A 24,482-nucleotide genomic window follows, 5' to 3' on the forward strand; every position below is an offset into this window, starting at 1 on the left:
GGGCGACTGCCCCTCCCCACTGGCAGCATCAAAGGAAAAGACATGAACAGAATTATCTCCACCATCGCGGCCACGGTCGTGGCTCTCGTTTCGCTCACTGGCGTCGTACTTGCCCAGGAAGGCGAATATTATGAAGGTACGGAACGGACGCCTTCAACAGAAGTGAATGGTTCGCGCGAGCTCAGCTACGGGTATACCGGGTCAATCAACAATCCCGCCCTACACAACGGTTGGGACATGACGCCGAAGACAACCAGTCGAGGCGATTATTACGGCGGCGCGACACGGCCCAACTAACCGGATGCGCGGTTTTCAATCGACACCGCTGCGCCGTTCTTGCACAGCGGGCAGGCTGGCTTCCGTTGTTGCAGTGCCACACAAAGGGCGCGAATTCATGGTTTGAGCTGTCGTCGATTGACAAGCTTTCGGGCTCTGACGATTCTTGTAGGCATGAGCGGGATGTTTCGAATCACATCTAAAGTGACGGCACTGATCTTCAGACTGGTGATGGTTTTGTCACTGGCTGGATACAGCTTTTCCGCTGTGAATGCCGCCATGCATCGCGATGCCCCGGCTCAAATCTCGCAACTCGATGAAGATCACGCTGGTCACCATGGAAATGATCATGACGCTGTGAGCGCCGTGGATCACCAGGGCGATCAGCATGATCACGCAGGCCCCGAAAAGTCGAAGACCTCCTGCTGTCAGGATTATTGTGGCGTCGCCGCCATCACCTGTTCCGGCTCATCCTTGAGCCATCCAAGCGTCGTCGCGATCCGCGAGTTCATCGACGACAGGGACACGATCGGCCAAGCGCCGAGCCTTCATCGTCCACCGAACATCTGAGAACCATCACCCGCAGTGCGGGCCTTGCTGTGCCTATGCGCGAGAGAGCGCCTTGGCGCAATTGCGATCTTATTCTCGGATTTCACCATGAAACGTTTGTTCCTGGTGGCTGCCTTGCCGCTCTTAGCGAGCGGATGCGCATCCACATTGCCTGAAGTCGTTGCCTCAACCGACTCCCCTGACACGATGTCCGACGTCAGGCCCGTCCTTTATCAAAGCCCCATTGGGGGATACAGCCATCGCATGCCCGTCGATCCCAAACCGTGGCGTGGCCTGAACGACGCGCAAGCTCCGAAGAAGGGAGGCGCATGATGGCGTTCGCAAAGACGAAACTCATTTCCTCCTTGCTGCTGCCACTGATTGCCGCCGGATGCGTCACTACCGACTATTCCTCCAAGGAGTCGGGCTTCATGAACGCGTCGCTGAAGAGCAACGAGGCCACAGGCAAGCAAACCGTCTGGATACAAAACCACAAACAGGCGGAAGAAATCCGCAGCCGCGTCAAAACGCTGATGGCGAAGAAGACGATTGATGTCGAGACAGCCGTCCAGGTGGCGCTCCTGAACAACAGGGGCCTGCAGGCCGCATACGCCGATCTCGGCGACAGCGCTGCCGATGCATGGCAAACGCAGCTCTCTGTCTTTCCAACTTTCTCGGTAGGCCTGACTGGCATCGGCACGCCGGGCCTCGAAGCCTACCGGGTGCTCGAAGGCGCGATTGCCACCAATATTCTTGCCCTTGCGACCTATGACAGAAACATCAAGTTGGCGGAGACGCGGTTCCGGCAAGCCCAGCTAAACGCCGCATTGGCAACTATCTCGCTGGCAGCAGAAACCCGACGGGCTTGGATCAATGCGGTGGCCGCCTGGGAAAACGTAGCCTATCTGAATCAGGCGAAAGCGGCGGCCGACGCTTCGTCGGAACTGGCCAAGAAAATCGGCGAGGCCGGGTCGATGACGAAGGCCGACCAGGCGCGCGAGCACGTCTTCTATGCTGAGCTGACCGGCGAGACAGCGAAGGCGCGCCTGGAAGCAAAGCTGGCGAAGGAAGAGTTGATCAGGCTGATGGGCCTCTCCGGCTCCGACATCGAGTTCCAGATCCCGAACCGGCTCCCCTCGCCTCCAAAATCGCTGATCAAGCGCGACGACATCGAGGCTGAAGCCATCCACAAACGCATGGACCTCCAGGTCGCGCGATTGGAGCTTCAGGCGACTGCTCAGTCGTACAAGCTCGAGGACGTGACCCGCATCGTTACCGATATCGAACTGGTCGGCACTTGGGAAAAGGAACGCGAACGCGAGGATGGTAGAATCCTGTCGGATATCTCCAGGTCGGCCGGGTTGGAGTTCACCATCCCAATCTTCGACTCCGGCCAAGCGCGCCTGCGGAAGGGCGAGTTGGCTTATATGCGTGCGGCAAACCAGCTGGCGGAGATGGCGGTCAACGTCCGTTCCGAAGCTCGGTCCGCTTACGTGGCATATAAATCCAACTACGACATTGCACGGCACTACCGGAACAATGTCCTGCCGCTTCGCAAGGCCATCGAGGACCAGTCGCTCCTCACCTACAACGGCATGATCACCAGCACCTTCGAGCTGATCGCGGATACCCGCGAGAAGATAGACTCCACGATCCTGGCCGTGAATGCCAAGCGTGATTTCTGGCTCGCGGAGGCAAACCTCGCTCCCGTCATTTACGGCGGCAGCACGGGTTCGGCCGCCGCGGAGACCGAACTCGCAACCGCTGAAGCCGCCGAAAGCGGCGGGCACTGAAAAAGGAAACGAGAATGTTCAGTAGAAGACAACTGCTTGGCGCTGGCGCCGCCGGTGCCGCCCTCGTCTCCTCGCAGGCCTGGGGGCAGACATCGAACATGGGCCTTCCGGAGGCGGCGGTCATGGATTCGGCGGCCACACAGACGCCCGTGCGTCCGACGACTGGTCCCGACTACAATCCGGTCGTCACACTTAATGGCTGGACCCTGCCATTCCGGATGAACAACGGCGTCAAGGAGTTCCATCTCGTTGCGGAGCCGGTCGAGCGGGAGATGGCCGAAGGCATGACTGCATACCTCTGGGGCTACAATGGCCAGTCGCCAGGGCCGACGATCGAGGCGGTGGAAGGCGACCGCGTCCGCATCTTCGTCACCAACAAGCTGCCGGAGCACACGACCGTCCACTGGCACGGCATGATCCTGCCGTCGGGCATGGACGGGGTCGGCGGACTTTCCCAGCCGCACATCCCGGTCGGCAAGACCTTCGTCTACGAGTTCGATCTCGTGAAGTCCGGCACCTTCATGTACCATCCGCACTCCGACGAGATGGTGCAGATGGCGATGGGCATGATGGGCTTCTTCGTCGTCCATCCCAAAGACCCGACATTCATGCCGGTCGACCGTGACTTTGTCTTCCTCCTCAGTGGGTATGACATCGATCCCGGCACATACGTCCCGCGGGTCATGGAGATGACCGACTTCAATCTTTGGACCTGGAACAGCCGCGTTTTCCCGGGCATCGACCCGCTCGTCGTGTCGAAGAACGACAAGGTCCGGGTCCGGGTCGGCAACCTGACGATGACGAACCATCCAATCCACATGCACGGCTACGACTTCGAGGTTACCTGCACCGACGGTGGCTGGGTACGCCCCGAGGCGCGCTGGCCCGAGGTCAGCATCGACATCCCGGTCGGCGCCATGCGCGCTTACGAGTTCGATGCCAAGTATGTCGGCGACTGGGCGATCCACTGCCATAAGTCGCACCATACGATGAACGCCATGGGGCACGACATCCCGACGTTCATCGGCGTCGACAAGAAGGAAGTCGCGAAAAAAATCCGCCAGATCCGCCCCGAATACATGCCGATGGGCACCGCGGGCATGGCGGATATGGGCGAAATGTCGATGGAAATACCGGAGAACACCGTTCCCATGATGACCGGTTGGGGTCCCCACGGCCCCATCGAAATGGGCGGCATGTTCTCGGTGGTGAAGGTCCGCGAGGGCATCTCGGCGGGCGATTACAGCGATCCAGGCTGGTACGAAAGCCCGCCCGGCACCCAGGCCTGGGAGTGGACGGGAAGCCTCCCCGAAGCTTCAAAAGCCAAAGATGCGAAAACGCAGGTCTCCCCAAAACACTCCAACCACGGCTGACTTGAGCCTCCTGAAAGGAAACTAAGATGAAGATTGCTACTCTCGCACTTCTGCTTGCCGCAGCAGCGACACCAGTTCTGGCATCCGGTAGCCACAGCGGCGGCCATGACGAAAAGATGGCTGTCGGCGAACCCGGCGACAAAGCAAAGGTCACCCAAACCGTCCGCGTCAGCATGAAGGAGACGCCGGACGGCAAGATGCTGTACACGCCGAACAACTTCAAAGTCCGAAAGGGGCAGACCATCCGTTTCACGATCAAGAACGATGGAGAACTCGATCACGAGTTCGTTCTTGATGAGCAGAAGGCGAACCTTGAGCATAAGGCAGTCATGGCAAAGTTTCCGGAAATGGAGCACGACAACCCGAACTCGCTAACGCTCGCGCCAGGCAAGTCGGGCGAAATCATCTGGAAGTTCTCAAACGACGGAACCTTCGAATTCGCGTGCCTAAAGCCCGGACACTACGAGTCTGGAATGCGCGGCGACGTCACGGTCTCGAACAAGTAATCAGAAGGAGACAAGAGCATGAAGAACATTATCAAACTCGCGGCCGTCGCCGTTATGTCCATCGTTTCAGTGACAGGCGCTTTCGCGCAGGAATTCACCAACGGGACCGTAAAGAAGGTAGATGCCAAGGCCAAGAAGGTCACGCTCATCCATGAAGAGCTGAAAGGCCTCGAAATGCCTGCGATGACCATGGTGTTCCAGGTCAACGACGACGCCCTTCTGGCAAAGCTGAAGGAAGGCGCCAAGGTGCAGTTCGTCGCCGAGCGCGTCAACGGCAAATTGACCGTCACGCAGGTGAAGTAATCATAAGGCCGCGCTTCCCCGGAAGCGCGGCCGACCGGCCTCCTTGATTTTGACCATATTTAGCGCCATCATTTCCGCTATGAACAACCGGTCGATACGACAGATATTTGCGCTGATGCTGGCAGTCTTCGTGACGCTGGGTCTCAGCGCGTCTGTCGCCGGTGCAACTAACATGGCAGCGAGAATGGCAAGCTCATCTCATATGAGCGCCAATGTTTACAGCGATTGCCACGATTGTGATGGTGGCCATTCCGACAAGGGCAAGCCGATGGTGTGCACCGTCGGTTGCGTCTCACCCGTATCTGTCGTGTTCCCGCATATCGGACAGGCAACGATACCCTGGACCAGCATGAAGCTTCTCCCCCCAAGAATCGCTTTGCTGTTCGGGAGCACAGCCCCTCCTGATCCTTATCCACCTCGATCCATCGATCTCGGCTGACGCTGTAGCAACCGTTTTGACGGTTGGTGCGAGCGTCTGAACGCGTTCGCGCACTTCAGCGCGCAGTGGCCCTTTAAAGTGTCCTTAGGCAATCAAACGGCCGACGCGTCTCGTTAGCTATCGAAGATCGCGGAAGGATCGAAAGTGTTTGTCAATTCCAATTTACATATCTCGCGCAGGAGCTTTCTCCTCGCGGGCGGCGGACTTGCCGCTGCAGGCCTCTTACGCTCCTGGCCGGTACGCTCGGCCGACATCCAGGAGCTTCGGATTGCCGCGGTTCCGGCGCGGGCGCCGTTAACCGGCGAAACCCATCCGGACACCGAAGTCTGGGCTTATGACGCAAAGGTGCCTGGTCCGGTCTTGCGCTTGCGCCAGGGCGACCCGGTACGCATCGTCGTCGAAAACCAGCTCACGCAGGAAACAACCGTGCACTGGCACGGCATCAGGCTGCCGATAGCCATGGATGGCGTGCCGGGTCTGAGCCAGGTTCCGATCAAACCTGCTGAACGTTTCGCCTATGAGTTCACGCCGCCCGACGCCGGCACGTTCTGGTATCACCCGCATGCCAACAGCCTGGAACAGCTCGGCCGGGGACTTGCCGGTGTTCTGATCGTTGACGAGCGGGATCCTGTTCCTGTCGACCGCGATATTTTGTGGATGCTCTCCGATTGGCGGTTGACCACGGACGGTCAGATTGCGGCCGGCTTTGGGAACCACATGGAAGCGGCGATGTCCGGTCGGGTCGGCAATATGGTGACGTTGAACGGAACTGTGCCGACCGGTGAGCGGGTCAGAGCCGGTGAGCGGGTACGGCTGCGCCTCGTCAACGGATCGCTCGCCCGGTTAATGGCGCTACGTTTCGAAGGACACCGCCCAGTTGTCGTAGCGGTCGACGGCCAGCCCTGCGATCCGCATGAACCGGACGACGGGCGTGTCCTCCTCGGTCCGGCCATGCGCGTCGATGTGATGCTCGTCATGCAGGGCGAACCCGGACGCAGTTACGCGGTAACCGACGATTTTTATGACGGTCTCGGCTACACCCTGACAAGGCTTAACTATGCCGAAGGAGCGCCGGTCCGAGCCACCCCCCTTGATATTGCGTTTCGTCTGCCGCCAAACCCTCTTCCCGAGCCGGATCTTGCAACCGCCGAACGCCACGAGATCACGCTGCAAGGCGGCATGATGGGCGGCGGCAAACTGAGCGGCGTGGGTGGCATATCCGGCATGGCAACGCCCGGCATGGATGGCCAGGCCGCGTGGGCCATCGACGGCATGTCGATGACCGGCGACGGTCAGGCAGGCATGCCGCCTCTGTTCACGATCCAGCGTGGCCGCAGCGTCGTCCTCACCATCCGCAATGAAACGGCATGGTGGCATCCGATGCATTTTCACGGTCACAGCCTCAAAATCCTGACACGCAACGGATCACCAGTCCCGCACCGTCAATGGAACGACACGATCCTGTTCGCGCCGAAAGACATCGTGGAATGCGCTTTTGTCGCCGACAATCCCGGTGACTGGATGCTGCATTGCCACGTGATGGACCACCAGATGGCCGGTCTGATGACCGTCCTTCGCATTGCTTGATCCCAAACCCTTCACCAATGGAGACTGACATGAAACTCACCCTTCGCATCGCAACTCTCGCCACTTTGATTGCATTGCCCCTGCCGGCTCTTGCCGCGCCGATCCAGGCAGTGATGTATAAAAACCCGACTTGCAGTTGCTGTGAAACCTACGCGGCCTATCTTGAACAGAACGGATTCAAGATCGAGCTCAAGCCGACGAACGACCTGACGCAAGTCAGCACGGCAGCCGGCGTTCCTGAACAACTGCAGGGCTGCCACACAATCATGGTCGACGGTTATGTCGTCGACGGTTTCGTGCCGGTTGATGTCGTGAAGAAAATGCTGACCGAACGCCCTGCCATCACGGGCATTGCGCTACCCGGCATGCCGATGGGCTCGCCCGGCATGGGTGGTGTGAAGACGGAACCGTTCACCATCTATGCATTCACCACGGATGGCAAAGCCCCGACGGTTTACGCCGTCGAATAACTTGTGACTTCTGACAGGAGAACCTCGATGACCCTACCAATCAAGACTGCACAAATCCCCGGAGCACCTGTCGGGCCTAGTGGCCTGCGTTCATTGCTCGGCAATCGCCGGTTTCTGATTGTCCTCGGTGCACTTGTCCTTATCCTCGGACTGGCCTTCAAGTGGAATTGGCTAGTCGCGGCAGGCATCGCGCCGCTCCTTCTGGCCGCTTTGCCATGTCTGGCCATGTGCGCGCTTGGTCTTTGCATGCACAAAATGTCGGGCGGATCGGCCAATGCGGACGCGTCCTCAGCGTCATCGAGCACCGCTTCTGCCCCACTTCAACTCGCGACCGATTTAGCTGGCTTGCCCGAGCCTCAGGTCGCGTCCGAAGCAGCTATCGGGCCAAACCGCACCGCTGGAAAAAGCTGCTGCAAACACTGAAAGGAGAATTCCTATGCGTAAGTCCTTACAAATCTTGATCTCGGCCTCGGCTATTGCTGGCGTCCTCGGTTTTACCGTACCTCTCTTTGCCCAAGAAAACTCATCGTCGTCCAACCAGCCAAAAGGCAACGAGATGATGGGCAGCGGCGACATGATGGGGATGATGAACATGATGACGCAAATGAGCCAGATGATGGAGAACTGCAACAAGATGATGCAGACCTCCATGGACAAGGATCATGGCACTGGCGCCCCCAAGGACGGATCGACAACGCCCGAGAAAAAAGGCTGATGGAAAGCCTATCCGCGACGCACCGCGTCCGCGGATAGGCTCCCGCTCCATCAACAAGTATCACTTGCCGTTGATTTGCCAGCTCTTTCGCAATATCCCGATTACCCTGAGTTGGGTATCGAGGAGCCGGTTCCGTGACTCTCGGCGACAGGTGAACTCCTCATTGGCGCTGTCGAGGGGCGCCAGGCGCCTGCGGGCTCGGTCAGCTTGAAGCGTTCACAAACCTTCTGATCTTCTGGAGTCGAACCTCCCGGGGCTCATGCATGTCGAGTGTCCCCTTGAAGCGCCCCTCCGCATCCATCAGGTAGACACCAGCGGTGTGGTCCATCGTGTAGTTTCCGCCTTCGGTCGGCACCTTTCGGGCATAGGCCGCGAAAGCCTTTACTGCAGTTTCCGTTTGCTCCGAATTCCCCCGAAGAGCCATGATTCTGGTATCGAAGGAAGTCATGTAGCTGTCGAGCATCTCCTGCGTGTCGCGCTCGGGGTCCACGCTGATGAACGCGATGTTGAACCTGTCGGCCAGCGGACCTAGTTCGTTCATCAGATCCGTGAGCTCGAAGAGGGTCGTCGGGCAGATGTCCGGGCAATGGGTGAAGCCGAAGAATGCGAGATAGGGCTTGCCTCTGAGAGAAGCGTTGTTCACAACCTCGCCCTTGTGCGACACCAACTCGAAGGGCTTGCCTATGGCAGGCGTGGCTATACCGGCCGCCACCTCTGTTTCACTCTCCCGCAGTGGAAGCACATAGCCAAAGACGATGAGCCATGTCGCCACGATGGCGACGAGACACCAAGTTACTATTCTGAAAATCCTGATACCCTTCATCCGAGTTCCTATCTTCATCCGAGCCGCTCGATACGCACTCACAGAATTCGTGCGATAACCCCTCTAGCGGGTAGAGGGTCAAGCAGAGATGTCGGCAACTGGGAGTTCCGCGCTCTTGTGCCGCATCACCGAAGTGTCGGAATTTACTCGTTCGAATGAACTCATTCACAACCCACCTTGACCCTCAAGCTACTAGAGGTCTCACTATGGTACAGAATCCAAAGAGGAGACGTCATGGCCGGCATAACGGCATCAACACCCGAGCGCATATGGCTGCCGACCTTCGGAGCATGGTTCATCGCGCTTGTTTCATCACTCGGCGCCTTATTCATCGGGGAGGTCATGGGCCAAGCTCCTTGTGACCTGTGCTGGCACCAACGCGCTTTCATGTTTCCGCTGGCCCTGATCCTCGCCGTCGCGGCCTTCCGTTCGGATGCAGCGGCGTGGTTCTACGCCCTGCCCGTTGCAGCTGTTGGCTGGCTGATGGCGGGTTTCCACAACCTTTTGTACTTTGGGATCGTGCCGTCCGCCATCAAGCCTTGCGGCCAGGGACCGTCCTGTTCGGGTGAAGGCATGTTGCTTTTTGGCGTAGTGCCTCTTCCACTGCTCTCGCTCGCCGCCTTCACGCTCATCATCACGCTCCTCCTCGTCGTCCGTCGGAGAATTTCACAATGAACAGACGCACCCTTGTCGTTGCCACCGCTGCGGCCGCCGTTGCCTTGTTTGCCGGAGGCGCCGCAATCTATGGCGGCAAGACGACGCCACCTACTCCCGCGCCATCGGCAGCCGGTGACACCCTTGTCAGGATGCATTCTCCGGTGATGGGACCGATAGCTGCGCCAGTCACGATCGTCGAGTTCTTCGATCCCTCCTGCGAGGCATGCCGCGCTTTCTACCCTATCGTAAAGCAGATGATGGCTCAGACCGGCAATGATGTCCGCCTCGTATTGCGCTACACCCCGCTGCACCAGGGATCGGATGAAGCCGTCAGGATACTTGAGGCCGCGCGCAAGCAAAACCGATTTCAACCTGTCTTAGAGGCGCTGCTCGCGCGGCAGCCGGAATGGGCTGTTCATGGCGCGCCCGACCTGGACAAGGCATGGGAGGTGGCTGCGGCGGCAGGTCTCGACCTCATCAAGGCCAAGCAGGACGCTGTTTCGCCCGCAGTCGACAATATCCTCGCCCAGGATATCGCCGATGTCAGGACAAATAGGATTGAGCAGACGCCGACGTTTTTTGTGAACGGAAAACCCCTCAGTGAGTTCAGTCCCCAAGGCTTGTACAACTTGGTGAAGGCCGAGCTCGACGCTTTGAAAGCAGGTTCCTGACCGGCTAAAATCGGGGAACTCGGCGAACGGAGCATATCCGAATGAGTGGACACCAACATCACCACGGAGGCGATGCCGGAGACAAGCGCATTTGGTGGGCCGTCTTTGTTAACGTCCTGCTGACGGTGGCGCAGATTGTCGGCGGGATCGTGTCGGGAAGCCTTTCGCTTATCGCCGACGCTTTGCATAACTTCAGCGACGCGGCCTCGCTGATGATCGCATATGGGGCGCGACGGATAGCGAGACGCCCCGCGGACGGTGGCATGACCTTCGGCTACGTCCGGGCCGAAATTGTCGCCGCGCTCATCAACTATACGACGCTGATCGTGATCGGCCTATACCTGCTCTACGAGGCAGTCATGCGCTTCATCACGCCGGAACCGATCGAGGCTTGGACGGTCGTGGTGGTGGCAGGGATCGCACTCGCGATCGACCTCGTCACCGCAGCCCTCACCTATGCGCTGTCGAAGAGCAGCATGAACATCCGGGCTGCCTTCCTTCACAATGTGGCCGACGCGCTCGGATCGGTCGGCGTCATCATCGCTGGCGGTCTGGTCCTTATCTACGGGTGGATTTGGATCGACCCGGCGATCACCCTGCTGATCGCGGGCTACATCCTCTGGCAAGCGTTCACGGAGATCGGCGGATCAATCCGCGTTCTGATGATGGGCACGCCTGAAGATGTGGATATCGAAAGAGTGGTGCTCGATCTGCGGAACGTTGAAGGCGTTGCCGAGGTTCACCATGTGCATGTCTGGGCACTCGACGAGGAGCACAAAGCCCTTGAAGCGCATCTTGTCGTAAGCAGTTCGAACCTCTCCGACGCCGTTGATATTAAACGCCAGGCGCGCAGCCTCCTGCAGCGCAAGCACGGCATTGGACACTGCACACTCGAGATTGAGACCATAGGGGAACCCTGTGAGGTCGACACCAAGGTTGTTGGACACAAGATGCCGTCAGAATCCTAGTTCCTTCCGGAGAGTATCCACGATAAAGCGCGCGTCATCGCCGGCGCCGGCGATCAGCGCCGACGCGCGGTTCCGCTGCCAGGGCCTGCCGACGAAATAGAGTCCCGAAACGGGTGAGACGCCCTTGTCGTACAGGACGCGCCCTACCGGGTCTGTCGCCTATTTAATGTCGATCCAACGGAAATCGTCGGCGTAACCGGTCGCCCATATGACCGCGCGTGGAATCTCGCTTGAGCCGTCAGCGAACGTAGAGGAACCACCTCCGACGGCAACGAGTCTCGGCTTCAGAACCACACCAGCCCGGACGAGCGCTGTGTCGTCGTTCCCGCGTTTCGGAAACGGATCGACCTTTCGCATCCTCCTGCCGACGAAACTGTCCGCGGTAGCTCGGAGAAATCCCAGCCGTTGCAACCACCACCAGACACTGCGACCGAAAACTCTTTCAGCAAGCAGCGTCCGCCTTCTTCCTCGTGCGAGAAGGACGGAGTGGGATGCAGCGAGAGAAAGGGCGACATCTCTTCCGCTTGCGCCATCCCCCACGACAAGAACCGGCCCCTCGTTAATGGATCTCTCGTCCCGGAAATCCGCAACATGCATCTGCTGGACCTGAGGCGGAAACGATCGAGAAAGGTCGGGTATGCGCGGCGTCTGGAACGCGCCGGTGGCGATAATGACGGCCTTGCTGGTAATGCCGAGGCCACCTTCCGAGAAAGCCTCGAATATGCTTCCGACTTTCCGGAGCCTGGCGATCCTGGTCGAGGTGATCACCTCGTAGCGGTTCCTGACTGCGTAACGCCCGAGATAATCCGCGAATTCCGCTTTCGTCGCGTAGCCATCAGGGTCGCCGACCAGTGGCATCCCTGGCAGCGCACTTATGTTTCGCGGCGTGAAGAGCGTCAGGGATTCGTAGCGGTTGCGCCAGCTATCACCAACCGCAGGCAACGCGTCGACAATGATGAATTCGACGCCCGCCGCCTCGAGGGCATGCGCCGCTGCAAGCCCCGCCTGCCCAGCGCCGATGATGAGGACGTTGGTCCGGAGTCCTTCTCGAACCGACACTATCGACATGGCTCGTGATCCTACGGACGCGACTGAGCCCCGGCAGGCACGGAATCTGGCCGAGCTTCCTGGCCTATGTGGAGGAAGCTGTTTGCGAATATGGCGAGAACGAATGCTACCAGCACAGCGAGCAGGATCCAGTTGTTGCGCCGGATCCGGCGCGTACGGTAGTCGTCGTGCTGGGGCATCAATCAGTCTCCGGTCGAGCTGTCGGAAACGATCCCCGAAGCGCTCCGCTTCGATATTCTCTGGAAGGGATCCGCGAGAGCCGCGTCCGGCTGGCTGATAGGATACTTGATACTGGAGATGCGCTCAGCCAGCTTTTCGGGACCATTCTTCTTCAAAAGAGCTCGAAAGCTCGGATGCATTCCGCCATCAACATAAGCCACGACCGTAGAGGGCTTGTTCTCCGCGATAGCGTCGTTGACCTTCCGCTTCTCGGATTCGATCTGTGTCAGGAGCTGCGGATCGGGAGGCGTCGCGATGGGTGGGCACTCCGCCAGGACATCCCGTGGCTCGCCGCCTACGAACTCTGTGTTGAATACGTAGCGGCGTCCGCAGGCCGAGACCTTCGGCTGCTGCCGGGTGATCTCGAAGGAATCATAGCCTTCCTTGAGCGTCCGCCAGAACGGCATGTTTTCGTCGCCCTTGTGAAGCGCCATGTTTTCCGGAGTCATCCTGAACGGATAGGCTTGAACCTGGAAGCGGTCCTGACCCGAAAAGAGCGCCTTCGCGACGACTGAGTAAATCTCGCCGACGCCCTGGTCGGTGAGCGCGTAACAGCCGGAGGAGGAACAGGCTCCATGAACCATAAGCGCTTCGCCCGTATATCCCAGCGCAGATTCAAGTTTATTCGGATAACCAAGGTTAAAGGAGACGTAGTATTGGGACTTCGGGTTCAGCATTCCCGCGGAGACATGGTAGAAGCCCTCGGGAGCCTGCCGGTCTCCGTCCTTCATCTTGGGGCCGAGCTTCCCCGACCATCTGCACATGGGATACGTCTTTAGAAGTGCATAGCGCCCCGTACTGTCGATTTTCCAGACCTCGAGTTCGCTCTCCTGCTTGAAGATTCTGACGAGCACCGGGCTCTCCGGCTTCATCCGCTTCTTCGACATCTCCGCCAACATCTTGCCGGATATCTGGGGAGCCGATTTGGAGGGGTCGTCGAGAGCCATGTCCGCGGCGACACAGCCCGACAGCGCGACGCCGAGGAGCGCGACGGCAGCGGCGCGGCGGACAATTGCCCCGACGCCTCCTTTGATTGCGGTTCGGCTATAGTAGAACATCGAAGTCATTTGGCGATACAGTTGCCCGATCGAAATGGATTGCGCGCCCGTCCAATTTACTTGGGCACGTCAAAATCCGTTAAGTCTAACTACACGATCAGGCGAGGATTTGCGAGGTTGCTCGCCTTTCGTGCCAAGATTTCGGGACGCACCATAGAACCTCTAGCAGCTTGAGGTGCAAGAGGTTCTCCGGGAAAAATGCAACGTGGCGAAGGCTGCACGACAACTTGATTTTCCATTCTGCGGGATACGCCCTAGTTCGGAGTGATGAAGACACGAGTCATCAATATGGCAAGGGCAGTGGGCTGGATTGCGGTGCTCTCCGGAGCGGGCTTCGTGCTCGTCAAGCTCGCATTCGTCCTGGTGTGCTGGGTCGGCGGCCATGACATTCTCGAAGCGTTGGTGGGGGCCGTCGCGCCGATCGCCTTGGGCGCTGCGATCGGGATCGAATCCTTTCTTTGGCTCAGGGAGTGGCGCGCGGCACGGATACCTTCCCGATCCTCGCCTCTCTCATGATTTTTTCCGCGCTCGCTCGAGTTCCAGGGCACCATGGTGGTGGCTTGTCTCATCGCTCCCGGACCCAAGAATCCTCGGCAACACAGTGGTGGACGTTCCGTCGTCGAACGTAATCGTCATCATCACGTTCCTGGGAAGACGTGCGTTTCGCTTAAGGGATATGAAAAGGGTATCCTTTCCCATGTCCAACTCCGCCTTCCTCGGGATCACGAGGAAGGCGTCAGAAAGAGTGACCTCCTCGGATCCTCTAAAGCCATTCGTCCTCCTCACGAGCGTCGCATCCGCATATCCGGCAACGGCAATATCGGCAACCGCAACGTCCCTGCCGGTTCCGTTGTAGATAGTTAGATACAGGCTATCGGGAATTCCCTCGGGACCAAGAACAAGTTCGGCGTGCTCAACCATGAGGTTGGCGTAGTCCGGAAGGTGCTTGGTCTGCCGTCCTGCGGTCGGTGTGACGGCCAGAGTGAAACTAACGGCCGCTGCCGCGGCGGATAGTAGAAGCCGTTGTTTCACTTGATTTGCCATTAGGAATCCTCACATTTGGAGCATCTGTTGGATACCCGCGTTCTACCCTGTATGGATTCAGTTTTACGTGAGATGCGATTTTGTCGCGGCGCTCGTTCCTTGTGCCGGATGGAGGTTTCATGCTGACGATCGGAGATCTGTCGAAGACGACGGGTGTGAAAGTGCCGACGATCCGGTACTACGAACAGATGGGCCTCCTGGCCCCTCCGGAGCGTTCAGAAGGAAACCAGCGCCGCTATTCGCAGCCTGAACAGGAACGCCTATCCTTCATCAAGCATGCACGCGAGCTTGGACTGACCATCGAGGCCATCCGAGAACTTATCGACCTCAGCCAGCATCCGGAAAAGCCATGCGCCGAGGCCGACCGCATCGCCGCCGAGCAGCTCGTCACCGTGCGGCAGAAGATCGAACGCCTAAGGAAACTCGAGGCGGAGTTGGAGCGCATCTCGACCCACTGTCACTCAAACCAGGTCCGGGATTGCTATGTGATCCGGGCACTTGCGAACCATGATCTCTGCTCCGCCGATCACGACTGATCCCGTCAGAGCGTAGGCGAGACGGGAAGCGCCCTCTTATGCGCGGTTGCGCGGTAGGCGGCTAGAATTCTAAGCAGAGAATCTTCCCCGACCGCTTTGCCCTCAAGAAAATCGTCGATCTCGTCGTAGGTGACTCCGTAAACATCCTCGTCAGGTTTCAGCGGTGCGTCGGATTCGAGATCGGCAGTCGGCACCTTGAACACCAGATCGTCAGGTGCGCCAAGGTACTTCGCCACGGCGCGCACACGGCGCTTGTTCAACCCCGCGAGAGGCAGGATGTCGGCGGCGCCGTCGCCGAACTTCGTATAGAAACCCATGAGTGCTTCGGCGGCATGGTCGGTGCCGATGACAAGCCCCCTTGATCCGCCTGCCAGCGCGTACTGCGCGATCATACGCTGCCGGGCCTTGATGTTGCCGAGGTGGAAGTGCAGCCGCTCCCCGGAGATGAGATCATCCGCCTCACATCTGACTTCGCTCATCATCGCGTCTGCAGCAGGCTTGATGTCGATCGTCACTGTCCTGTCGGGGCTGATTGTCGCCACAGCTTTCCCAGCATCGGCTTCGTCCGCTTGTGTCCCGTAAGGCAGCCGCACCGCCATGAACTCGGCATGACCGCCGCTTTCCCGAAGACGCGTCACCGCCCGCTGCGCCAACAGGCCTGCGGTGAGGGAGTCGACCCCACCACTGATTCCCAGGATCAACGTCCTCGACCCCGAGGCTCTCAGATAGTCCACCAGGAACATTGTCCGGCGCTCGGCCTCGGCCGCCGCATCGAAATCGCCAGCCACCCCAAGCGCTCGAATGATCTCCCGCTGCTCCTCGAACATAGATTCCTCCGTGATGCCCGCGGTCATAGTTTCACGGAAAGCCGCAACGAGCCATCCAGTTCCCAGGTTATCTGCCGGGGAGCACGCCGATGAGCCCAGGACTAGGACGTACCTGGATAGGTGCGGGAACGAGCACTCCGCCCATCACGCCACGAAATCTATCAAAAGCTTGACGTTCAAAACGGCGATGGCGACGGCAATCACCCAGGCTACCGTGGTGAGCCAAATGGGTGCACGGAGTTCTCCCATCTTCCGGCGGTCGGATGTGAACATCACAAGAGGGAATACGGCGAACGAAAGTTGCAGGCTGAGGATCACCTGGGTGAGGATCAGGAGTTGTGCGGTGCCGCTGTCTCCGAACCAGATCGTGACGCCCGCGGCGGGGATGATCGCGATCCCCCTGGTGATCAAGCGACGCAGCCATGGAGCCAGACGGATATGCAGGAAACCTTCCATGACAATCTGTCCGGCAAGGGTCGCCGTGACAGTCGAGTTGATGCCGCAGCACAGCAGCGCGATACCGAAAAGCGTCGGCGCGACCGCTAGACCAAGCAGCGGCGCGAGCAGGTTATGGGCCTCACCCAGTTCCGCGATTTCTGTACGCCCACTCGCATGGAAGGTGGCGGCGGCAAGGATGAGGATCGATGAGTTCACGAGAAGTGCGAACATCAGCGCGACGGTGGAGTCGATGGTCGCGAATTTCAGTGCCTCGCGCTTTTCAGGAAGCGAGTGGCCATAGGCTCGCGTCTGAACGATACCGGAGTGGAGATAGAGGTTATGTGGCATCACCGTGGCGCCCAGTATCCCGAGTGCCAGGTACAGCATGTCCGGATTCGTGACAATTTCGGTCGTCGGCGCGAAGCCTAGAATGACCTGGTTCCAATCGGGATCCGCAAGAGCGATCTGCACCGCGAAGCAGACGGCGATGACGCCCAGCAGCGTGATGATGAGGGCCTCGACCCAGCGGAATCCAAGCTTTTGTAGGTAGAGGATCAGGAAAACGTCGAGCGCCGTGACGATGACGCCGATCTCCAGAGGTATCCCGAAGATGAGATTGAGGCCGATGGCGGTCCCGATTACCTCGGCGATGTCGGTTGCGATGATCGCGACCTCGGCCAGCAGCCATAGAACCATCGCGACGGGCTTCGGATAGGCATCACGACAGGCCTGCGCTAAATCGCGGCCGGAAGCGATGGCCAACCGTGCACAGAGCGATTGAAGTACGATCGCCATGATGTTGGACAGCAGCGCTACCGTCAGGAGCGCGTAGCCAAACTTGGAGCCGCCAGCGAGGGACGTGGCCCAGTTGCCAGGATCCATGTAACCGACTGCGACGAGATAACCGGGACCGAAGAAGGCGACAGCCCTCCGGAACGAGCCCGGCATGCTGGACACTTGTATCGAGCGATGAACTTCGGAAAGGGAAACCTCCCCTGCCGGGCGTCGCCAACCTGAAGTCTGATGATCCATACCTCGCCTCAACCTCTGCAGCATCGGCCAAAGTTGCAATTGCAAATCATTCGCATGAAGGCTTGAGAGGCACAAGTGGATTCTTGAAGGGACGCGGATCACTTTTCGAGAACTCCCGCCCGTCAACCGCTTATTAGCAATTCGTTGACCATAATCGTCAGGCGTCGAGGGCGCGGTGGAGGCTGTGATCACAAGCTTCCGTGTTGAGTTCGAAGGACGGGAATCGTGTCGGAGTTTTTTATAGAAACGTCTACGTTTCCCGTGTCGCGACCCACGGCTTCGATCGTGTATCGAGTGGGCAAATGGGCTGCACAGTCGATGGCGGCAGCCCTCCTTGCGCTTCCTGCCTATCTGGGCTCTGCGTGCATGGCCGCTGCCGATGATCGCTCCTTGAAACTCTTCTTCACGCATACGGGCGAACGGGCAACGATCACCTACAAGCGGGATGGCAAGTTCGACCCCAAGGGCCTCGCCCAGATCAACCGCTTCCTCAGGGATTGGCGCAAGAACGAACCCGCCCGGATGGATCCACGGCTGCTCGACCTTGTCTGGGAGGTCTATGACCGAAGCGGCGCGAAGGACTATATCCACATCGTCTCCGCCTACCGCTCACCCGCCACGAACAACATGCTGCGCGGCCGGTCCCGCAATACCGGCGTGGCTAAGAACAGCCAGCACGTGCTGGGCAAGGCGATGGATTTTTACATTCCTGGCGTGAAGCTCGCCACGCTTCGGGCGCTCGCCATGCAGATGCAGGTCGGCGGCGTCGGCTACTATCCCACATCAGGTTCGCCGTTCGTGCACCTCGATGTCGGTAATGTGCGGGCGTGGCCGCGGATGTCGCGTCAGGAACTCGCTCGCATCTTTCCGAACGGAAGGACGATGCACCTTCCGGCCAACGGCAAGCCTCTGCCTGGATATGAGCAGGCGGTCGCTGACTATCGGAGGCGCGTCGGTCCGAAGTCGATCGAGATCGCCAGCACTGCCCGAGACAACGACGATGCTGCGCCTGCCCGCGCCAGCCTGCTGACGGCGATGCTCCCGTCACGAAAAAGTCGAGCCGAGGATGCGCTTGAGCTTCAGGCGAAACCACAGGTTTCCGGACGTGCTGAGGAAAGACCTGAATTCGTGGATCTGGCCGCCCTGGCGGTGCCGGTTCCCACAATCCGGCCGGCGGCGACGGTGGCCGATGCCGCGGTCGAGACAGCCTCGCTGGGGCCTCTACCATCCATTCCCGGCAATGACCTTCGAGCCGCAGCACCGCTTACGACCTTGCGGCAGCCTCCTGGTTCGATGGCTCTGCTCCCTATCACGCCCACTAACAAAGATGCGGAGGACGGGGCCGACGCGCAGGAGGCAATCGTCTCATGGGCGCTCTCCGCGCCTGGCGGATCGAACGGGATAATGGCGCCCGTGTTCGTCCGTCGCTCGCTGACAGGTGCGGCCACAGAAGCACGCGTGGCAACCGAGACGTTGTCAAAGCCCTTACCCCTGCCGATCGCGGAGGAGTTCGACCGCGGCAGGTTCTGGGCGGACGGCTAGCACCGCAGCGCCTCCCAACATCGTTACGGCTGATGCCCGCTGTGATCTTCCGGCTGGGACGCAGGCTTCGGCTTCTGGACGACGAACTCCACCTCGACTGCTCCCGCCTTCTCGAACTCAAGGGTCGCCTTGAACTTCTCTCCCTCGTCGGGGCGCTGCCTGGGATTGATGAGCATGATATGCGCTCCGCCGGGCTGGAGGCTGACTGTCGCTCCCGCAGGAATATCGATTCCTTCCTTCGCTGGCCGCATTCTTGCTACGCCGTCGATGATGGAGGACTGGTGGATCTCGAACCGCTCGGCGACAGGCGTGCTGCCGCCGATGAGGCGGTCCGCCTCTGATCCTGAATTCACTATGGTGACGTAGCCCCCGAGTACCGGCGCGACAGGGGGCGCCTTGGCTGACCACGGATGCTGCAATTCGAGAGTTCCCACCTTGAAATCGTGAGCGGCTGCAGAGGTGGGCAGTGACGCCGCTCCCGCGAGCATTGCCGCGATCGAGATTTTGATACTGCGAAAGTTCACTTCTTCAACTCCATAAGGTTGGCGCTATCCGCGTCCATACTGGAATAGCTCCATCGGATTCCATACCGCCAACACACCGATCAGACTAAACACGATCGACATGGCAACGAGAAGCAGGATGATTCCGAAGATGATCCTTCTAAGCATGTCCTACCTCAACGGATCGGCCGCAGCAGTCGCAGCGCGTTCATCGTGACAAGGACCGTGGCTCCGGTGTCAGCAAGAATCGCTGGCCACAGTCCGGTGATCCCGATGATGGTAGTGACCAGGAAGACCGCCTTGAGACCAAGCGCGATGGTGATGTTCTGGAAGATATTCGTCATCGTCCGCTTCGAGAGATCGACCATCAGGGCAACGTCCCCTACCCGTCCATGCAGCACGGCTGCGTCGGCTGTCTCGAGCGCGACGTCTGTTCCTCCGCCCATGGCAATGCCGACATCAGCCGCCGCGAGTGCGGGGGCGTCGTTGATGCCGTCGCCGATCTTGCCGACTGTGAAACCCTCGCGCTTGAGTTCTCTAACGATACGCTGCTTGTCCTCCGGCATCAGCTCGGCACGAACTTCGATGCCCAGGTTCGCGCCGATCGCGGTCGCGGTGCGCTTGTTGTCGCCCGTCAGCATGACGGTCTTGATGCCAACGTCGGTCAATGCCTTCAGGCCTGCGATGGCGTCGGCGCGCGGTTCGTCGCGCATTGCGATCGCTCCGGCCAGCACGTCGCCGATGATGAGAACCGAGACTGTCTTGCCCTCATCGTTCAAGGAAGTGATCTTTTTGGAATGAGCCATCGGCAGGGAGACCCGCTCCGCGGCGGCCTTGGGAGAGCCGAGGAACACTTCCACCCCGTCCACGACCGCCGTCACGCCCTTGCCACCCAGCGCCTTCGCGTCGATCGCGGCAGGAGCCTCGATCCCGTCCTCGGCCGCCTTGGTCAGGATCGCAACGGCAAGCGGATGATTGGATCCGGCCTCCAGCGCGGCAGCATATCTGAGGACATCCTCCCCATTGCGGCCGAAAGGTACGAGGTCAGTCACCTTCGGCTTTCCTTCGGTGAGCGTTCCCGTCTTGTCGAAAGCGATGGCCGTAAGCTTGCCCAATCCTTCGAGAACGGCCCCACCCTTCATCAGGAGGCCACGACGGGCCCCGGCGGAAAGAGATGCGGCAATCGCGGCCGGCGTGGAGATTACGAGTGCGCAGGGGCACCCTATCAGCAGGATTGCAAGGCCCTTGTAGATCCACTCGCCCCACGCGCCGCCGGCAACGAGCGGCGGAAGGATGGCTACCAGTGCCGCCACGAGCACCACGCCTGGGGTGTAGTATCGCGAAAAGCGGTCGATAAAGCGCTCGGTTGGAGCCTTGGACTCCTGGGCCTCTTCGACGAGGCGGACCACGCGGGCAATGGTGTTGTCCTCGGCGGCGGCAGTCACGCGGATGCGCAGCGCGGCGTCTCCATTGACGGTGCCAGCGAACACGGTGTCGTCTACGACCTTCCTGACAGGCACGCTCTCGCCCGTCACGGGCGCTTCGTCCACGGAACTCTCGCCAGCGACGATGACGCCGTCCGCTGATATCCGGTCGCCTGGCCGCACCAGGATGATCGACCCAACCGCGAGCGCCTCCGCCGGCACCTCGCGGGTCTTGCCGCCTTCTTCGAGCAGCGCCGTCTTCGGCACAAGGGCGGTCAGGGACCGGATGCTGTCCCTCGCCTTTCCTGCGGCGACGCCCTCGAGCAATTCGCCGACCAGGAAAAGAAACACGACAGCAGCCGCCTCTTCCGTCGCATTGATGACGAGCGCGCCGACGGCTGCGATGGTCATCAGCATCTCGATCGAGAACGGCGTTCCCGCAAGAGCGGCCATCATGGCCCTTCTGGCGATCGGCACCAGGCCGACCAGCATGGCGACGATGAACGCATAGGTTTCGATGGCCGGGAATAGGTGACCGATTGCATAGGCGACCACGAGCGAGGCTCCGGCGAAGATGGTCAGCCTTCCTTTTCGACTGCGCCACCACGGCCCTTCACTTGGACCATGGCTGTGCCCATGTAGCGCTTCGATCTCAGAGCCCGGAGAGTTCGATCCGTGATCATGGCCAGAGAGGTCGTGTCCGCCGGCATGTATGATTGATGACGGCTTCGTCGTTGGAATGATCGGCGCGACGGAATAGCCGAGGCCGGACACCTGCTTCTCGACGGCCTTAAGATCGGCAGCGGGTGCATGCTTTACAGTCATCGTGCCCGAGGTAACCGACACGCTGACATCCTCGACGCCCGGGAGACGCCGAACGGCTGTATCGATCTTGCTCGCGCACGATGCGCAATCCATGCCACCGACGCGGAAGCGCGCCTGGCGGCTGGCTAGCAGCGCGTCGCTCGAATCCTGAACGTCATCATGCTCGTTATGGATTTCACGTCCAGGCCCATGCTCATGCTGGTGGCTTCCGTGATCGTGGGAGCAGCTCGGCCCGTGCACGTGGGAATGCTTTTGATTTTTTCCGGGCTCGCCCTCGCCATCACGGTCGTGGGTGAATTCGGAATCATAAACATGGACAGGTACCTGTTCCGGCTCCGGCTTTTTCGTTGGTATGGCCTTGGCGTCGAAACCCAATCCAAGCATCTTCTTGCCGATCGCGTCGAGATCGCTGCTTGGTTCATGCGTAACCGTCATCGTGCCCGCGACGACAGATACCGAAATATCAGTCACGCCGGGCATGCGTCTCAGGGCCGTGTCAATCTTCTTCGCGCATGACGCGCAATCCATGCCATCAACCCGGAAACGCGTCTTCTGCAGTTCTACCATCTTAGGATCCTCATGCCTGCGTGCAAGCATGTGTACGACCTCTAGCTACTAGAGGTGCAAGAAAAAACTTATCCGACCAGTTTGAGATTCTGGCGTGCCTGACATTGAAATGATAAAAATCAAAATTTTTCATAGCGTTAGCTCACACGCCGGACTATCACGACTTCTGAATGACCCCGATGCTACAGGCCAATGATGACCCGTATCGCCAAAGCCGACGAGCGTGTGTCTAATGCGGTTAGTCGCCGAGCAGGTAAAAGGCACGTTCAACGCGAGCCAGGCGGATTGACCGTTGCAGACCGTATCGGGCGCAAATTCAACGCGTCGCAGCTTATGTTGGGCAAGCGATGACTGCGACCGTGATTGGCCAAAAGTTTGAATTAATCCCGCTCATACGGCTATCGACCAGGTGCCACGGCGCGATGACATGGTCTAGTTTCTAAGGGCGTGAGCCACGCACGACATCAACCGGGAAACTAGATGAAGCGAATACTTTCCGACCTCACCATCCTGGTGGCCTGTATGGCGATCGGCTTGCTCGCATTCGCGGGGCCTAGCAACCATAGCCGCGTCGCTAACCATGACCACGCGACCGAGACGGTTCAGCCCGGCACTGATCTTAAACCCTGCATCATTCATAGCACAGGCCACCAGAACATCGTTGGTGAGCAGACGTCCGATGGTCATTGCCCTGACCATACACACGAAGTTCTTTATCCTGGGCCATTCTCAGCGGCCGCACTGCCCGATAACCACGACGCGCCACATCCCTTGCCACCGCCGTCGCAGCGTCCACATCGCGCTCTTCTGATCGAAGAACCTCCGCGCGCCTGAGCAGCAGACGCTCGTTCCACTCAGAGTGCAATTCATAGCGGGCTGTCCAACACAACTCGACAAGATCGTGAGATATGTCGTCGCCCTTCATGTGCAAGACGCATGCGAGGACGGTGACCATACCGCTCGATCGAAAGCGCTCGCTGCTATCGCGGAGACGAAAGATGAAAATCGCACTGTTGGGCCAGTTTGGCTCCTGCAATTCCGGAAACGACGGTTCATTGGAAGCAATGATCCTTTTTTTGAAGAGGCGCCAGCCAAGCGCCACCATATTGTGCGTCTGCCCCGGGACGATCAGGGATCGCTACGGAATTGAGGCGACGAGCATAAGGTCGCCATCGCCCAAGGGGCTGTTGGCGATTGCGAACCGCCTTCCAGGACACTTACCGCGCAAAATAGCCAGGATGTACGACGCGTACTGGCAGCTCAAGGACGTGGACGTCCTGATGTTCCCGGGCACCGGGATACTTGATAACTATCAAGAAAACGCTTTGGGCTGGCCTGCCAAAATCTGGCTATGGTGTGGCGCCGCGCGTGCGAGGGGCATAGCCGCAATCGCTGCCCAGAGGTGGCTTGTCTCTTTCTCCACCGCCAAGACGTGGAGGCTTGCCAAATGAGTGCCGCGGTCAGACGTATCGTTACGAACCTCATCATCGGCGCCATCCAAAAATCCGGGCTGAAGCAGTCGGAACAAGTGATTGCAAAGGACGCGCAGCGCTACTGGGAAAATGCCAATCAGAATAATTTTCGATCCAACTCCCATTGGCGAGGAGACCAGGGGCTGGAGGATGAAATCTGGTTCGAACTGGGAAAGTCGCATCTGTCGCTTCTTCAGGAACACCTGAAAGCGGCAGGCAGGAGCAAGCCGCTGGATCGGGTTCTGGAGTGGGGCTGTGGCGGGGGCGCAAACGCAGTTCACTTCGCCAGGATCGCTAGCGAATATGTTGGGGTCGAGGTTTCGCAGGATTCACTCGTGGAATGCCGAAAAGCTCTCGACGAAATCGGCTACCATGGGTTTATCCCGGTACAAATAGACGTCTCGGACCCGGAAAAAGCAGGCGATGGATTGGAGGCAACCTGTGACGTGTTTCTCTGTACGTACGTATTTGAACTGATCCCATCACCAGAATACGGGGAGCGTTTGCTTAAGATCGCCCTCCGGCTACTGCGGCCCGGCGGGATCGGCCTCATCCAGATAAAGTACGAGACGTTGGCCTCCAACACACGCGGACATCGATGGAGCTATAGGCGAAATCTGGCAAACATGACCACCTATCCCATCGACAGATTCTGGCAGTTGACGGAAGAGCTCGGCTTCATACCGAAGTCAGTTGTGCTTCGGCCAACTGATCGGCTCGTCAAGGATGAAAGGTATGCCTATTTCATCGTGGAGAAGCCAAAGTAAGAACCCAAGTCTTGTACGCTGCCGGCCGTG

At 59.3% G+C, this 24,482-nt stretch carries 27 protein-coding genes and 1 pseudogene; 20 read left to right on the top strand and 8 right to left on the bottom strand.

Translation table 11 applies throughout. From position 1 onward, the window contains the following. Positions 1–42 precede the first annotated feature (42 nt). The 11 genes and pseudogenes from YH62_RS16905 (at position 43) to YH62_RS16955 (ending at position 8,011) form a co-directional block, all read left to right on the top strand. Positions 43–297 carry a hypothetical protein gene (locus YH62_RS16905; protein ID WP_046795400.1) on the top strand — a complete coding sequence of 85 codons (255 nt, stop codon included), beginning with the start codon at positions 43–45 and terminating at the stop codon, positions 295–297. Between the two features lie 153 nt (positions 298–450). Continuing rightward, complete coding sequence (locus YH62_RS30165) at positions 451–846, top strand: hypothetical protein (RefSeq protein WP_137326591.1); 396 nt, start codon at positions 451–453, stop codon at positions 844–846. Positions 847–933: 87 nt separating this feature from the next. Continuing rightward, on the top strand, positions 934–1,158 hold the full coding sequence (locus tag YH62_RS30785; protein WP_046795576.1) for a hypothetical protein: 225 nt from the start codon (positions 934–936) through the stop codon (positions 1,156–1,158). Continuing rightward, the gene (locus YH62_RS16920; protein ID WP_046795402.1) at positions 1,158–2,618 is read left to right on the top strand and encodes a TolC family protein; all 1,461 of its coding nucleotides are present in this window, start codon (positions 1,158–1,160) and stop codon (positions 2,616–2,618) included. Before YH62_RS30785 ends, YH62_RS16920 begins: the two co-directional genes overlap by 1 nt. A gap of 14 nt (positions 2,619–2,632) precedes the next feature. Further along, positions 2,633–3,991, top strand: coding sequence for a copper oxidase (locus YH62_RS16925; RefSeq protein WP_046795403.1), 1,359 nt, complete (start codon positions 2,633–2,635; stop codon positions 3,989–3,991). 26 nt (positions 3,992–4,017) lie between these two features. Then, complete coding sequence (locus tag YH62_RS16930; protein WP_046795404.1) at positions 4,018–4,497, top strand: plastocyanin/azurin family copper-binding protein; 480 nt, start codon at positions 4,018–4,020, stop codon at positions 4,495–4,497. A gap of 18 nt (positions 4,498–4,515) precedes the next feature. After that, the gene (locus tag YH62_RS16935) at positions 4,516–4,800 is read left to right on the top strand and encodes a copper-binding protein (RefSeq protein ID WP_046795405.1); all 285 of its coding nucleotides are present in this window, start codon (positions 4,516–4,518) and stop codon (positions 4,798–4,800) included. 583 nt (positions 4,801–5,383) lie between these two features. Continuing rightward, positions 5,384–6,826: a multicopper oxidase family protein gene (locus tag YH62_RS16940; protein ID WP_046795406.1), complete on the top strand. Its 1,443-nt coding sequence runs from the start codon at positions 5,384–5,386 to the stop codon at positions 6,824–6,826. Positions 6,827–6,855: 29 nt separating this feature from the next. Beyond that, entirely contained in the window at positions 6,856–7,296 is a 441-nt protein-coding gene (locus YH62_RS16945; protein WP_046795407.1) for a DUF411 domain-containing protein, read from the top strand. A 27-nt stretch (positions 7,297–7,323) separates the two neighbouring features. Then, a pseudogene (locus YH62_RS30790) lies at positions 7,324–7,542 on the top strand (hypothetical protein); the annotation flags it as partial. Positions 7,543–7,732: 190 nt separating this feature from the next. After that, positions 7,733–8,011 carry a hypothetical protein gene (locus YH62_RS16955; RefSeq protein WP_046795408.1) on the top strand — a complete coding sequence of 93 codons (279 nt, stop codon included), beginning with the start codon at positions 7,733–7,735 and terminating at the stop codon, positions 8,009–8,011. Between the two features lie 202 nt (positions 8,012–8,213). Here YH62_RS16955 and YH62_RS16960 read toward each other — a convergent pair whose 3' ends face one another. Further along, positions 8,214–8,834, bottom strand: coding sequence for an SCO family protein (locus YH62_RS16960; protein WP_046795409.1), 621 nt, complete (start codon positions 8,832–8,834; stop codon positions 8,214–8,216). Between the two features lie 234 nt (positions 8,835–9,068). Between YH62_RS16960 and YH62_RS16965 the strand changes: the two genes are divergently transcribed. Genes YH62_RS16965 through YH62_RS16975 form a run of 3 tightly spaced genes read left to right on the top strand, consistent with a single transcriptional unit; the run spans position 9,069 to position 11,130 of the window. After that, positions 9,069–9,509, top strand: coding sequence for a disulfide bond formation protein B (locus YH62_RS16965; RefSeq protein WP_046795410.1), 441 nt, complete (start codon positions 9,069–9,071; stop codon positions 9,507–9,509). Further along, positions 9,506–10,162, top strand: coding sequence for a thioredoxin domain-containing protein (locus YH62_RS16970; RefSeq protein WP_046795411.1), 657 nt, complete (start codon positions 9,506–9,508; stop codon positions 10,160–10,162). Before YH62_RS16965 ends, YH62_RS16970 begins: the two co-directional genes overlap by 4 nt. A gap of 41 nt (positions 10,163–10,203) precedes the next feature. Next, positions 10,204–11,130 carry a cation diffusion facilitator family transporter gene (locus tag YH62_RS16975; protein WP_046795412.1) on the top strand — a complete coding sequence of 309 codons (927 nt, stop codon included), beginning with the start codon at positions 10,204–10,206 and terminating at the stop codon, positions 11,128–11,130. A gap of 159 nt (positions 11,131–11,289) precedes the next feature. Here the strand turns inward: YH62_RS16975 and YH62_RS16980 are convergent, their stop codons facing one another. Further along, positions 11,290–12,198 (bottom strand): NAD(P)/FAD-dependent oxidoreductase, encoded by a 909-nt coding sequence (locus tag YH62_RS16980; RefSeq protein WP_245282116.1) that lies wholly within the window; start codon positions 12,196–12,198, stop codon positions 11,290–11,292. A 182-nt stretch (positions 12,199–12,380) separates the two neighbouring features. Next, complete coding sequence (locus YH62_RS16985) at positions 12,381–13,475, bottom strand: murein L,D-transpeptidase family protein (protein WP_046795578.1); 1,095 nt, start codon at positions 13,473–13,475, stop codon at positions 12,381–12,383. 267 nt (positions 13,476–13,742) lie between these two features. On the opposite strand from YH62_RS16985, the gene YH62_RS16990 reads away from it, so the two are divergent. After that, the gene (locus YH62_RS16990; RefSeq protein ID WP_156176966.1) at positions 13,743–13,991 is read left to right on the top strand and encodes a hypothetical protein; all 249 of its coding nucleotides are present in this window, start codon (positions 13,743–13,745) and stop codon (positions 13,989–13,991) included. On the opposite strand, the gene YH62_RS16995 is transcribed toward YH62_RS16990, so the two are convergent. Then, complete coding sequence (locus tag YH62_RS16995; protein WP_046795414.1) at positions 13,986–14,519, bottom strand: hypothetical protein; 534 nt, start codon at positions 14,517–14,519, stop codon at positions 13,986–13,988. The two genes, YH62_RS16990 and YH62_RS16995, sit on opposite strands and share 6 nt — an antisense overlap. A 119-nt stretch (positions 14,520–14,638) precedes the next feature. On the opposite strand from YH62_RS16995, the gene YH62_RS17000 reads away from it, so the two are divergent. Further along, complete coding sequence (locus tag YH62_RS17000; RefSeq protein ID WP_046795415.1) at positions 14,639–15,055, top strand: helix-turn-helix domain-containing protein; 417 nt, start codon at positions 14,639–14,641, stop codon at positions 15,053–15,055. A 5-nt stretch (positions 15,056–15,060) separates the two neighbouring features. On the opposite strand, the gene nadE is transcribed toward YH62_RS17000, so the two are convergent. After that, on the bottom strand, positions 15,061–15,882 hold the full coding sequence (gene nadE / locus YH62_RS17005) for an ammonia-dependent NAD(+) synthetase (protein ID WP_046795416.1): 822 nt from the start codon (positions 15,880–15,882) through the stop codon (positions 15,061–15,063). Positions 15,883–16,026: 144 nt separating this feature from the next. Beyond that, entirely contained in the window at positions 16,027–17,352 is a 1,326-nt protein-coding gene (locus YH62_RS17010; protein WP_046795417.1) for an Nramp family divalent metal transporter, read from the bottom strand. A gap of 225 nt (positions 17,353–17,577) precedes the next feature. Here YH62_RS17010 and YH62_RS17015 point away from each other — a divergent pair, with 225 nt between their 5' ends. Further along, positions 17,578–18,894 carry a DUF882 domain-containing protein gene (locus YH62_RS17015; RefSeq protein WP_046795418.1) on the top strand — a complete coding sequence of 439 codons (1,317 nt, stop codon included), beginning with the start codon at positions 17,578–17,580 and terminating at the stop codon, positions 18,892–18,894. A gap of 23 nt (positions 18,895–18,917) precedes the next feature. Here YH62_RS17015 and YH62_RS17020 read toward each other — a convergent pair whose 3' ends face one another. Both YH62_RS17020 and YH62_RS17025 read right to left on the bottom strand, forming a co-directional pair. Then, positions 18,918–19,418 carry a copper chaperone PCu(A)C gene (locus tag YH62_RS17020; RefSeq protein WP_245282117.1) on the bottom strand — a complete coding sequence of 167 codons (501 nt, stop codon included), beginning with the start codon at positions 19,416–19,418 and terminating at the stop codon, positions 18,918–18,920. A gap of 155 nt (positions 19,419–19,573) precedes the next feature. Further along, a complete protein-coding gene (locus tag YH62_RS17025) occupies positions 19,574–22,213 on the bottom strand; it encodes a heavy metal translocating P-type ATPase (protein WP_082118394.1) in 2,640 nt (879 codons plus the stop codon). A gap of 480 nt (positions 22,214–22,693) precedes the next feature. Between YH62_RS17025 and YH62_RS30520 the strand changes: the two genes are divergently transcribed. The 3 genes from YH62_RS30520 (at position 22,694) to YH62_RS17040 (ending at position 24,452) form a co-directional block, all read left to right on the top strand. Then, positions 22,694–23,047 carry a hypothetical protein gene (locus YH62_RS30520; RefSeq protein WP_170986287.1) on the top strand — a complete coding sequence of 118 codons (354 nt, stop codon included), beginning with the start codon at positions 22,694–22,696 and terminating at the stop codon, positions 23,045–23,047. Positions 23,048–23,211: 164 nt separating this feature from the next. Then, positions 23,212–23,664 carry a hypothetical protein gene (locus YH62_RS30525; RefSeq protein ID WP_052760441.1) on the top strand — a complete coding sequence of 151 codons (453 nt, stop codon included), beginning with the start codon at positions 23,212–23,214 and terminating at the stop codon, positions 23,662–23,664. Continuing rightward, positions 23,661–24,452: a class I SAM-dependent methyltransferase gene (locus YH62_RS17040; RefSeq protein WP_046795420.1), complete on the top strand. Its 792-nt coding sequence runs from the start codon at positions 23,661–23,663 to the stop codon at positions 24,450–24,452. The genes YH62_RS30525 and YH62_RS17040 overlap by 4 nt, the downstream gene beginning before the upstream one ends. The last annotated feature ends 30 nt before the right edge of the window (positions 24,453–24,482 follow it).

The sequence above is a fragment of the Rhizobium sp. LC145 genome (assembly GCF_001005825.1).
Taxonomy (GTDB): Bacteria; Pseudomonadota; Alphaproteobacteria; order Rhizobiales; family Rhizobiaceae; genus Neorhizobium.

Bases quoted from the DNA above. Each gene is read 5' to 3' on its own strand.
- YH62_RS16935 (WP_046795405.1), top strand. From the start codon at position 4,516: ATGAAGAACATTATCAAACTCGCGGCCGTCGCCGTTATGTCCATCGTT.
- YH62_RS16965 (WP_046795410.1), top strand. From the start codon at position 9,069: ATGGCCGGCATAACGGCATCAACACCCGAGCGCATATGGCTGCCGACC.
- YH62_RS30165 (WP_137326591.1), top strand. From the start codon at position 451: ATGAGCGGGATGTTTCGAATCACATCTAAAGTGACGGCACTGATCTTC.
- YH62_RS16925 (WP_046795403.1), top strand. From the start codon at position 2,633: ATGTTCAGTAGAAGACAACTGCTTGGCGCTGGCGCCGCCGGTGCCGCC.
- YH62_RS16960 (WP_046795409.1), bottom strand. From the start codon at position 8,834: ATGAAGGGTATCAGGATTTTCAGAATAGTAACTTGGTGTCTCGTCGCC.
- YH62_RS17040 (WP_046795420.1), top strand. From the start codon at position 23,661: ATGAGTGCCGCGGTCAGACGTATCGTTACGAACCTCATCATCGGCGCC.
- YH62_RS17025 (WP_082118394.1), bottom strand. From the start codon at position 22,213: ATGGTAGAACTGCAGAAGACGCGTTTCCGGGTTGATGGCATGGATTGC.
- YH62_RS16995 (WP_046795414.1), bottom strand. From the start codon at position 14,519: ATGGCAAATCAAGTGAAACAACGGCTTCTACTATCCGCCGCGGCAGCG.
- YH62_RS17010 (WP_046795417.1), bottom strand. From the start codon at position 17,352: ATGGATCATCAGACTTCAGGTTGGCGACGCCCGGCAGGGGAGGTTTCC.
- YH62_RS30525 (WP_052760441.1), top strand. From the start codon at position 23,212: ATGAAAATCGCACTGTTGGGCCAGTTTGGCTCCTGCAATTCCGGAAAC.
- YH62_RS16955 (WP_046795408.1), top strand. From the start codon at position 7,733: ATGCGTAAGTCCTTACAAATCTTGATCTCGGCCTCGGCTATTGCTGGC.
- YH62_RS16930 (WP_046795404.1), top strand. From the start codon at position 4,018: ATGAAGATTGCTACTCTCGCACTTCTGCTTGCCGCAGCAGCGACACCA.
- YH62_RS17000 (WP_046795415.1), top strand. From the start codon at position 14,639: ATGCTGACGATCGGAGATCTGTCGAAGACGACGGGTGTGAAAGTGCCG.
- YH62_RS16905 (WP_046795400.1), top strand. From the start codon at position 43: ATGAACAGAATTATCTCCACCATCGCGGCCACGGTCGTGGCTCTCGTT.
- YH62_RS30520 (WP_170986287.1), top strand. From the start codon at position 22,694: ATGAAGCGAATACTTTCCGACCTCACCATCCTGGTGGCCTGTATGGCG.
- YH62_RS16945 (WP_046795407.1), top strand. From the start codon at position 6,856: ATGAAACTCACCCTTCGCATCGCAACTCTCGCCACTTTGATTGCATTG.
- YH62_RS16985 (WP_046795578.1), bottom strand. From the start codon at position 13,475: ATGTTCTACTATAGCCGAACCGCAATCAAAGGAGGCGTCGGGGCAATT.
- YH62_RS30785 (WP_046795576.1), top strand. From the start codon at position 934: ATGAAACGTTTGTTCCTGGTGGCTGCCTTGCCGCTCTTAGCGAGCGGA.
- YH62_RS16920 (WP_046795402.1), top strand. From the start codon at position 1,158: ATGGCGTTCGCAAAGACGAAACTCATTTCCTCCTTGCTGCTGCCACTG.
- nadE (WP_046795416.1), bottom strand. From the start codon at position 15,882: ATGTTCGAGGAGCAGCGGGAGATCATTCGAGCGCTTGGGGTGGCTGGC.
- YH62_RS16975 (WP_046795412.1), top strand. From the start codon at position 10,204: ATGAGTGGACACCAACATCACCACGGAGGCGATGCCGGAGACAAGCGC.
- YH62_RS16980 (WP_245282116.1), bottom strand. From the start codon at position 12,198: ATGTCGATAGTGTCGGTTCGAGAAGGACTCCGGACCAACGTCCTCATC.
- YH62_RS16990 (WP_156176966.1), top strand. From the start codon at position 13,743: ATGAAGACACGAGTCATCAATATGGCAAGGGCAGTGGGCTGGATTGCG.
- YH62_RS16970 (WP_046795411.1), top strand. From the start codon at position 9,506: ATGAACAGACGCACCCTTGTCGTTGCCACCGCTGCGGCCGCCGTTGCC.